We start from the raw sequence: 8,890 nt of genomic DNA, 5'->3' as shown, positions 1-8,890 counted from the left end.
TTCCTTACAAATTCCTTACGCTGAAAAAAAAGCTTGTAGAATCTACTTCTCTACAAGCTAAAACTGCATCTTCTTTAATGCAACTGTAAAAATTGTTTTTTCATACGGCTTACTAGAAAGATGTATTTCTCCGTCCATCGCTTCTACAAGCCTTTTCGTAATCGTTAAACCTAGACCGCTTCCTTGGTACAATCTATTTCTGGAATCTTCAAGTGTGTACATACGCTCAAACACTTTATCAATATGAGATTCATCAATTCCTTTTCCTGTATCCCATACATCTATATACACATTCGTTTCATCATCTCTTAACGTCATACCGAGCGTCTTTCCATCGTCTCCATATGTAATTGCATTTGATATTAAATTATTCAATACTCTACCTAATACTTCTACATTTCCAAGTGCATATATATTTTTTTCTGGTATATTAATATGAACATGAAAACCTTTCGTCGTCACTAAATCATAAAAAGATAAAATTTTCTCACGGCAAACTTCATTCATATTTACTTTTGTCATCTCGATTGCCTTGTCACCAGATTCTAGTTTTGCTAAATCAAAAAACTTATGAATCAGTTCCATTACTTCTAGTGTTTTCACATGCACCTTTTCAAGTAATATTTGTTGTTCTTCTTCATTCATCGTTTTATCCTTATTTAACATTTCTGTATATCCAAGAATAACTGTTAGTGGCGTCTTCAAGTCATGTGAAATATTTGAAAGCATTTTTCTCATTGAAATTTCTACTTTTGCATGATCTGCATTCGTTTTCTGTTTTGCATCTAACAATTGATTAATTGCCACTAACAATTTTTGCAATTCTAGATCATCTGTCATAACGAGTAACTTCTCGCCTGTTTTTTCATTAACAATACTTTCTAACTTTTCATATGTGTATCGCAAATTTTTGCTACTATTTTTCCTCATTTTATATTGTATATAAATGACACATAACAATATAAAAATAATACCTATTAACAAATTTACCATATTACATCACTTCCAGCTTATAACCGATACCCCATAACGTTTTAATGTATTCTGGATTAGATGGATCACTTTCGATTTTCTCACGTAATCTTCTCATATGAACATTAATAACGTTATCGTCACCGTAATACTCTTCGTTCCAAATTAGCGTATATATTTGTGCTTTGGTAAATACACGATTTTGATTCTTTACAAACAGTTTTAAAATCTCAAATTCTTTTAAAGTAAGCTTGAGAGGCTTCCCGTTTTTTTCCACAGTAAAATTAATTGGATCGATTGTTAAATCGCCAATTTGAATCATCTTTTCTGTTGTTTCTGTAGCTGAATATTTCGTAGACCGCCGAATACCTGCTTTTACACGGGCAGCTAATTCAATCATAGAAAACGGCTTACAAATGTAATCATCTGCTCCTAGTCCTAATCCAACAGCTTTATCAACATCTGTATCTTTTGCAGACATCATTAAAATCGGTACTGCACTCTTCTCGCGAATAATGCGCACAACTTCTAATCCGTCTAACTTCGGCATCATAATGTCGAGGATAATCAAATCAAACGAACCTTGTAAATATGTATTCACACCTTCCTCTCCATCAGACGCGATTGTAACTTGAAAGCCCTCTTTTATTAAATACTTTTGCACCATCTCTTGAATTGAAATATCATCTTCCACTAATAAAATATGATGTGACATATGTCTATCCCCTTTTTTACAAACATTAACATTTTAATTGTATCGTAACTACTACAGACTGGAAACAATTATATGAATTTTCAAACCAACTTCCCTTCCTTCCATAACAATGATATGATGAAATTTACTACGATAGTTCATAATTAACTTTATATAAAGGAGACTTATCATGTCAGAAAACAAAAAAGTAAGCTTAGCTGATTTAATGCGTGAACAACTTGCAAAGAAAAAGCAAGGTAACGGTAATGGTCAAAATACAAAAAACCAAAGCCAAGAAACAAAAAAACTACAAAACCAACAAACAAAGAAAACAAACAACCAACGTAGACGTACAGGTGTATAAATGAACGGACAAAAACGTTCTAATATCGTACCCGGCCTTGAAGTTGATATTGTATTAAAACAAGATCAACGAACTGGCAAATTAACACGTGGCATTGTAAAAGATATTTTAACGAACTCCCCTTCTCATCCGCATGGCATTAAAGTGCGCTTGCAGGACGGGCAAGTGGGCAGAGTACAAAATATCATTCAATAAGAAAAGGAGCTCAAGTAAACTCGAGCTCCTTTTTCTTTATTACCCTTTAATTTTCTCAATGAAAACTACTTTTAAATAGTCTCCTTCTTTAAATTGATCGATTGTACGGAAATCTTCTGGTAAAGAATGTTCTTCTAATATTTTATATTTGCCATTCATTTCTTTAAATGCTGTATCGATAAAGCCTTTAAACTTTTTCATATCGAATGCGCTACAATTTGTTGAAGCAACGATAATCCCGTTATTTTCTGTAATGGCAATTGTTTCTTTTAATAAGTTTTTATAATCTTTCGCTGCACTAAATGTATATTTTTTTGAACGTGCAAAGCTTGGAGGGTCAAGTACGACCATATCAAATTTCATTTTTTTCTTCGCTGCATATTTAAAGTAAAGAAATACATCTTCTACAATGGTATCTTGCGCTTCATAATCAACTTCATTTACACTAAACTGCTCAATCGTTTTACTTAAACTACGATTTGCAAGGTCGACACTCGTCGTTTTGCTCGCTCCACCAAGGGCTGCAAATACAGAGAAGGCACCTGTATAAGAGAACATATTTAACACTGTTCTTCCCTTCGCATACTTATCACGAATTTGTTTTCGCACGTTACGCTGATCTAAAAATACCCCAACCATCGCTCCGTCATTTAAATAAACAGCGAAGTTCACACCATTCTCTTTTACGATAAGCGGGAACTCACCGCGCTCTCCTGCTACGAAATCATCTCCTTCAATGTATTTCCCTTTCGTATCAAAACGCTTCTTCTCATAAATACCTTTAAAATTTGCTACTTTTTGAAGAGCTGCTATAATCTCATCTCTGAAAGTATAAATCCCTTCGCTATACCAACTAACTACATAATAGCCATCATAATAATCGATGATTAAGCCTCCAAGCCCATCACCTTCACCGTTTAGGGCGCGGAATGCTGTCGTATCACTTGATTTGTAAAATTGCTTTCGTTTATGTAAGGCAGATTTTATTTTACTTTCAAAGAAAGATTGATTAATTTGTTCACTCTCTTTTCTCGTTAAAATCCAGCCGTATCCTTTATTTTGTTTTCCATAATAGCCTTTTCCGACAAAGTGGTTCTTCTCATCTACCACTTTAATGATTGTTCCTTCTTCCTGAACATCATTTAAATTTTGAATCGCATCTTTTAAAATAAGCGGATATCCACTTTTAATTTCTTTTATAAATTTCGGTTTTATTTTTACAGTTACTTCTGATCGCATATAATAACTTCCTTTCCATTTGCATGCTTTCTCTACAGGAAGCATTTGAAAAACGAGACTGAAAAAACAGCCTCGTTTCACTATACCATATTATTGCTTTGCTAGTACAACTCACTCATTCTCTCACTTAACCGCCACCTATTTACTACATTTTGAAATGGAAATCTTACTGTCCAACATAATAGAAAAAATACTTATATATTTCATATTTACCATTGACAATGATAATGATTTTCATTATCATTTAATGTATATGAGTTCTCGAAAATAAAGGCTACAACTTATAGGAGGAATAAACATGATTATTGTTACAAATACAGCTAAAATTACAAAGGGAAATGGACATAAATTAATTGATCGTTTTAATAAAGTAGGTCAAGTCGAAACAATGCCAGGATTTTTAGGATTAGAAGTTCTTCTAACGCAAAATACAGTTGATTATGACGAGGTAACAATTAGCACACGCTGGAATGCAAAAGAAGATTTCCAAGGTTGGACAAAGAGCCCAGCATTTAAAGCAGCTCACTCACATCAAGGTGGAATGCCAGATTATATTCTTGATAATAAAATCTCTTACTATGATGTGAAAGTTGTACGTATGCCAATGGCTGCAGCACAGTAAAGACTGTTTTTTTAAAAGTATAGAATATGAGAAGCGTTACCACTTCTCATATTCTATACTTTTTTATTTACTGTCTTTTTACTAGTTTCGCATGCACGACTAATCTTCCTGCTTCTGGATCAAGTGCATAGTCACATGTAGAAAGTGTTATAATTTCATCATTAGCCGTCAATTTCGTATCCGTTTTGTAAAGGGATTTATCTTGAATTTGCTTTAAGAACGCTGTATACGCTGCATCGCTTTCAAAATCCGTTTCAATGTAATAAAAGTCCGTCGTTGTCGTATATACTGAAAAAACTTCAACGTCGTATCCTTCAAATAATGTATCGTAATATAATTTACGATGGGACATGAAGAAATCTTCATCCAACATCTTTTTTAAACTTCCAAACATAGAACCGTCCTTCATACGATGACCATATAAAATAGTATTTCGGTTTTGAGATTTCACATCATTACGATAATCCATAAAAATACTTCCCGCTCTCATATCCTCGCCTTTGTAATTACGAAATAAATAGTAATCATTATCCTTCGCTTGAACGATTGGATAATTGATTTGTGTATCATCCATCGTAATCCATCCCACTATTTCTGGATTAATTTTTTGGAGAGCTTGAAACTGTTTACGCACTTCCCCATCTTCTGATTTTTCTTCCATTGGACTTCTCTTATAAATATGTTGCGCTTCAGCCATTACTTTACGATTTTCATAATAATCCATGAAAATCCCACCCAATTCATACATTGAATAGAAAAAGATTCCTAAAAATACAATTGTAAGTATTCGTTGAAAAAAAGAATTCTTTTTCCGTTCTTTCTTACTATTCAAATTATCACCTCAAAACGGATTATGCCCAGCCTTTAAATTCCCATTGGTACCATGTATAACCCTGTATCTTCGTCTTGTTTTACAACGACATCTACACCATATATTGCTTTAACCATTTCTTCTGTTATTACCTCATTAGGATTACCTTTCGTAACAATTTCCCCATCTTTCATAACGATAATATGATCACTATAACGAATGGCTTGATTAATATCATGTAGTACCATCACAATCGTTAATCCATACACTTCATTTAACTGTTTCACTAACTCTAATATTTCTAGCTGATAATAAATATCTAAATAAGTTGTCGGTTCATCTAAGAAAAGCATTGGTGTACTTTGAGCTAATGTCATCGCGATCCAAACCCGCTGTCTCTCTCCGCCCGATAAAGCATGAATTGGCTTTTCACGCTTACTTTGCAAATTCGTACATGTTAGTGCACGCTCAATTGCTTCTCTATCTTCATCAGTTTGCGAAGAAAAAACATTTTTATATGGCATACGTCCAAAGCTTATTAGTTTTTCCACTGTAATATCTGCTGGCGCCTCATTTTGTTGATGGACAACTGCTAACTTTCTAGCAAACTCTTTCGGTTTATACTCACTAATCGCTTTTCCATCAAGTATTACTTCCCCACTATTAGGAGCATGATTTCTAGACATAACACCAAGTAATGTTGATTTCCCGCAACCATTCGGACCAATGATTGTTGTAATTTTCCCAATTTCTATTTCACTACTAACAGACTTTAAACGATTTGTTACATTATCGTATGAAAAGGTTACATTTTTAATTTCCATGAACTTTATCACTCTTTCTAAGCAAGAATATTAAGAATGGCCCACCAATGACCGCCATAATTGTTGCTGCTGGAATTTCATTAGGTGGCACAATTAACCTTCCAATCGTATCCGCCGTCAAAATTAATAACGCTCCTGCAAGAGCAGAAAATGGAATCAACACTTTATGGTCTGAACCAACTAGTTGTCTCGAAATATGCGGAACAAGTAATCCAACAAAAGCAATGACTCCTGCAATCGCTGTTGATACTGCCGCTAAAAGTACTGCAATGGCAGAAATAATAAGACGAACTCTCGTCACATGCAAACCTAAGTTTTTCGCAGTCTTATCTTGTAGTGATAATAAGTTACACCAAGCTCCTACCAACAGTGCAAGAATAAGACCAATTGTTCCATACGTAACCATTATTTCTACATCACCCCACGTCTTCATCGTTATGTTAGAAGTCGTCGTTTGCTTAATACTCTTAATGAAATATCCACAAATCGTAACGAACGATTCATTTAATCCAGTAAACATCGCATTAATAGCTATACCAACTAAAATAATGCGAAGTGGACTTAACCCTGATTTCCACGAAAATGCATATACGAGATAACATGCAAACGCACCACCTAAAAAGGCGAATACTGGTGTCCAGAAAAAGAATTGCGGGAATAACGTAATAATAACAAGCGTCATAAAACTTGCTCCTGAAGATATCCCGATTACACCAGCGTCAGCAAGTGGATTTTTCATAACAGCTTGGAAGAGCACACCTGAAACAGCAAGAGCTGCTCCAGTAAATAGTGCAATAATAATGCGCGGGAAACGTAAATCTTTAATTACTTCAACATCTTCATTGGCCCCTGTAAATATCCCTTGTACAAGGTCAACAATACCTACTTCTAAACTCCCTTTTGTTGCTGACAATGATGTCATAACAATAAGTAATGCAGTAACAATGAGGAAACTCCAAGTTTTTTTATTCATTCCACTCTTCCTTTATATTAAAATGCATCACGGATACATCATTTTTTTCAATTCATCTAACGCTTCAATTGCTGCTAAGTTTCCTGTCGTTCCAAATAAACGCTCTTCTAAATCGTAAACACGATTATTTTTAACTGCCGCAAAATGTTTCCAAATGTCATTCGTTTTAAATTCTTTATCGAACATTTTTACAACTTCATCAGGCATACCGTGTGCTGCTCGTAAAATAATATCTGGATCAGCTTTCTTTAAATACTCTGTATTAGAAGCTAAATACTCTACTTGTTCACCTTGTACAATGTTTTTACCACCTAGTTGTTTTACTAAATCTCCAATATAAGAATGCTCTGTTGCCACTAAATAACTCCCCGGAACACCTAATAAAATAAGCACTGTCGGTTCTTTCTTTCCTTTTACTTCTTTTTGAATGCTAGCGACTTTTTTATTTAACTTAGTCACAACTTCTTCCGCCTGCTTTTCGCGTCCATATTTCTTACCTAAATCGTTAATTGAATTTTGCATGTTTTTCAAACTTGTTAAATCTAAAAAGTTTGCTTTCATACCCACACCATCAAAAACTGGCTTTAATTCATATTCAAGTGTTGTCACGGATAATACTTCTGACGGCTTTAATGATTTTACTTTTTCCATATCAGGGCTCATCGGATTCCCTACTTCTGGTAAACCTTTATATCGTTTTGGTAAAATTTTAGAACTTGTTGGAACACCAACTAAATCTACTTCTAATGCATCCATAATTTCAGTTACAGCGACTGTCGTTGCAACAACTCTCTCTTTACTCTCGCTCTTTACCTGCTTCGCCGTTTCTTTCTTTGATGATGAGCACCCAGCTATACTCACTAATAAAATAATAGCCATTAGTACACTTGCAATTTTCTTCACTCTCAATCACCACTCCTTTCCATACAATATGAAACAAGTCTTGATGCACGCCAACATGCATCAAGACTTCAAAAATTACAATCTACCTGCTCTATATTTACGAACTAGTAAAGCAAGTGAACCAAGCAGTAGCACCATGTATAAACCTAGTTGTGCTGTATCTGCCGTTTTTGAGTTTTTTTCTTTTTTCGCCTCATTATTTGTAGCTTCATTTTTCTTCTTACCATCTGCATTTCGGTTAAAATCAGGCGTAGCAATTGTTTTTACATTATCTACTTTCGGCGTAATTACCGGATTTTTCGGTTCATTCTTCGGCTCTTCTTTTACCGTTCCTACAGCACCAATCTTCGTCGTATCAAATTGAATTTGTATGTCGTAGAAGTGATGGTAGTTCATTGAATCGATATCTACTTTTACTTTTGCATTTAATTTTGCAAATAAATCATTAGCTTCAAATTCTACGACTCTTGTATTTGCAGCCTTATCTTCACTTACTACTTTCGCATCTGCAAATCCACCATTATTTTCTGTTTGGAATTTTGTAATCCATTCACTATTTTTTAGTGTCATTGCAACATACTTCTTACCATCTTTCACAGTTAATCTTGCTGGACTTACAACATATTGATTCATCATTGAAATTTCTTCAGTCTTATCTTTTAACACTTTAAAAGCAATATCGTACTGACCGTCTTTTAAATTTTTCGGATCAACTGTTGGATTTTCATTTAGGTTATTCGTTCCATCTTGGTTGTTGTTTCCGCCCTGATTATCGTTACCATCTTGGTTATTACTTCCACCTTGGTTATCGTTTCCGCCTTGATTACTGTTATCACCTTGGTTATTGTCTCCACCCTGATTACCTAAAGCTTGAATACTATTTTTATCAAATACAAATTGAATATCGTAAAAATGATGATAATTCATTGCATCAATATCCACTTTCACTTTTGCATTTAACTTTTTAGATAAATCATCTACTTCCACTTCTACTACTCTTGTATCTTGCTCTTTATTTGCTCCTAATACTTTCGCATCGATGAACGCACCATTCTTTTCAAACTCAAATTTTGTAATCCATGAGCTATTCGTTAATGTGAATGATACATATTTCTTACCATCTTTTACTTTCAAGATACCTGGACTCTTCGTATACGTGTTCATCATTGAAATTTCTTCAGTTTTATCTTTTAACACTTTAAAAACGATACTATATTCACCGTCTTTAAGAGCGTTTGGATCAATTGTTGTGTTATTGTCTTGATTATTGTTTCCGCCTTGGTTATCGTTTCC

The 8,890-nt window shown here is 34.2% G+C and carries 11 protein-coding genes; 3 read left to right on the top strand and 8 right to left on the bottom strand.

Going from position 1 to position 8,890, the window contains the following annotated elements:
* Nucleotides 1-57: 57 nt before the first annotated feature.
* Together MR079_RS26445 and MR079_RS26440 are read right to left on the bottom strand one after the other, a co-directional pair.
* Entirely contained in the window at nt 58-993 is a 936-nt protein-coding gene (locus MR079_RS26445) for a HAMP domain-containing histidine kinase (protein WP_139866484.1), read from the bottom strand.
* A gap of 1 nt (nt 994) precedes the next feature.
* Nucleotides 995-1,687: a response regulator transcription factor gene (locus MR079_RS26440; protein ID WP_000018054.1), complete on the bottom strand. Its 693-nt coding sequence runs from the start codon at nt 1,685-1,687 to the stop codon at nt 995-997.
* A 169-nt stretch (nt 1,688-1,856) separates the two neighbouring features.
* Here MR079_RS26440 and MR079_RS26435 point away from each other — a divergent pair, with 169 nt between their 5' ends.
* Together MR079_RS26435 and MR079_RS26430 are read left to right on the top strand one after the other, a co-directional pair.
* Nucleotides 1,857-2,030: a hypothetical protein gene (locus tag MR079_RS26435; protein ID WP_001293581.1), complete on the top strand. Its 174-nt coding sequence runs from the start codon at nt 1,857-1,859 to the stop codon at nt 2,028-2,030.
* Nucleotides 2,031-2,225, top strand: a complete 195-nt coding sequence (locus MR079_RS26430; protein ID WP_139866483.1) for a YwbE family protein — start codon at nt 2,031-2,033, stop codon at nt 2,223-2,225. It begins immediately after the preceding gene.
* Between the two features lie 39 nt (nt 2,226-2,264).
* Here the strand turns inward: MR079_RS26430 and MR079_RS26425 are convergent, their stop codons facing one another.
* Nucleotides 2,265-3,464 carry a class I SAM-dependent rRNA methyltransferase gene (locus MR079_RS26425; protein ID WP_242294921.1) on the bottom strand — a complete coding sequence of 400 codons (1,200 nt, stop codon included), beginning with the start codon at nt 3,462-3,464 and terminating at the stop codon, nt 2,265-2,267.
* Nucleotides 3,465-3,762: 298 nt separating this feature from the next.
* On the opposite strand from MR079_RS26425, the gene isdG reads away from it, so the two are divergent.
* Entirely contained in the window at nt 3,763-4,086 is a 324-nt protein-coding gene (gene isdG, locus MR079_RS26420) for a heme oxygenase (protein WP_000587815.1), read from the top strand.
* Nucleotides 4,087-4,153: 67 nt separating this feature from the next.
* Here the strand turns inward: isdG and srtB are convergent, their stop codons facing one another.
* From srtB to MR079_RS26395, 5 genes are all read right to left on the bottom strand, one after another.
* Nucleotides 4,154-4,918, bottom strand: a complete 765-nt coding sequence (gene srtB / locus MR079_RS26415) for a class B sortase (RefSeq protein WP_001086113.1) — start codon at nt 4,916-4,918, stop codon at nt 4,154-4,156.
* 32 nt (nt 4,919-4,950) lie between these two features.
* Complete coding sequence (locus tag MR079_RS26410) at nt 4,951-5,721, bottom strand: ABC transporter ATP-binding protein (RefSeq protein ID WP_139866482.1); 771 nt, start codon at nt 5,719-5,721, stop codon at nt 4,951-4,953.
* The gene (locus tag MR079_RS26405; protein WP_139866481.1) at nt 5,711-6,694 is read right to left on the bottom strand and encodes a FecCD family ABC transporter permease; all 984 of its coding nucleotides are present in this window, start codon (nt 6,692-6,694) and stop codon (nt 5,711-5,713) included. The genes MR079_RS26410 and MR079_RS26405 overlap by 11 nt, the downstream gene beginning before the upstream one ends.
* 27 nt (nt 6,695-6,721) lie before the next feature.
* Nucleotides 6,722-7,603 (bottom strand): heme ABC transporter substrate-binding protein IsdE, encoded by an 882-nt coding sequence (gene isdE, locus MR079_RS26400; RefSeq protein ID WP_011040739.1) that lies wholly within the window; start codon nt 7,601-7,603, stop codon nt 6,722-6,724.
* Nucleotides 7,604-7,672: 69 nt separating this feature from the next.
* Nucleotides 7,673-8,890: NEAT domain-containing protein (locus MR079_RS26395; protein ID WP_242294920.1), on the bottom strand; the 1,218-nt coding region annotated here is incomplete at its 5' end.

Origin of the sequence: Bacillus cereus group sp. BfR-BA-01381 (assembly GCF_022663555.1) — a bacterium.
GTDB lineage: Bacteria > Bacillota > Bacilli > Bacillales > Bacillaceae_G > Bacillus_A > Bacillus_A pacificus.
This window is presented reverse-complemented; position numbering and strand designations above follow the sequence as displayed.

Excerpts from the sequence above, each read along its gene's own strand:
- MR079_RS26445 (WP_139866484.1), bottom strand. The coding sequence starts at position 993 with ATGGTAAATTTGTTAATAGGTATTATTTTTATATTGTTATGTGTCATT.
- MR079_RS26440 (WP_000018054.1), bottom strand. The coding sequence starts at position 1,687 with ATGTCACATCATATTTTATTAGTGGAAGATGATATTTCAATTCAAGAG.
- MR079_RS26435 (WP_001293581.1), top strand. The coding sequence starts at position 1,857 with ATGTCAGAAAACAAAAAAGTAAGCTTAGCTGATTTAATGCGTGAACAA.
- MR079_RS26430 (WP_139866483.1), top strand. The coding sequence starts at position 2,031 with ATGAACGGACAAAAACGTTCTAATATCGTACCCGGCCTTGAAGTTGAT.
- MR079_RS26425 (WP_242294921.1), bottom strand. The coding sequence starts at position 3,464 with ATGCGATCAGAAGTAACTGTAAAAATAAAACCGAAATTTATAAAAGAA.
- isdG (WP_000587815.1), top strand. The coding sequence starts at position 3,763 with ATGATTATTGTTACAAATACAGCTAAAATTACAAAGGGAAATGGACAT.
- MR079_RS26410 (WP_139866482.1), bottom strand. The coding sequence starts at position 5,721 with ATGGAAATTAAAAATGTAACCTTTTCATACGATAATGTAACAAATCGT.
- MR079_RS26405 (WP_139866481.1), bottom strand. The coding sequence starts at position 6,694 with ATGAATAAAAAAACTTGGAGTTTCCTCATTGTTACTGCATTACTTATT.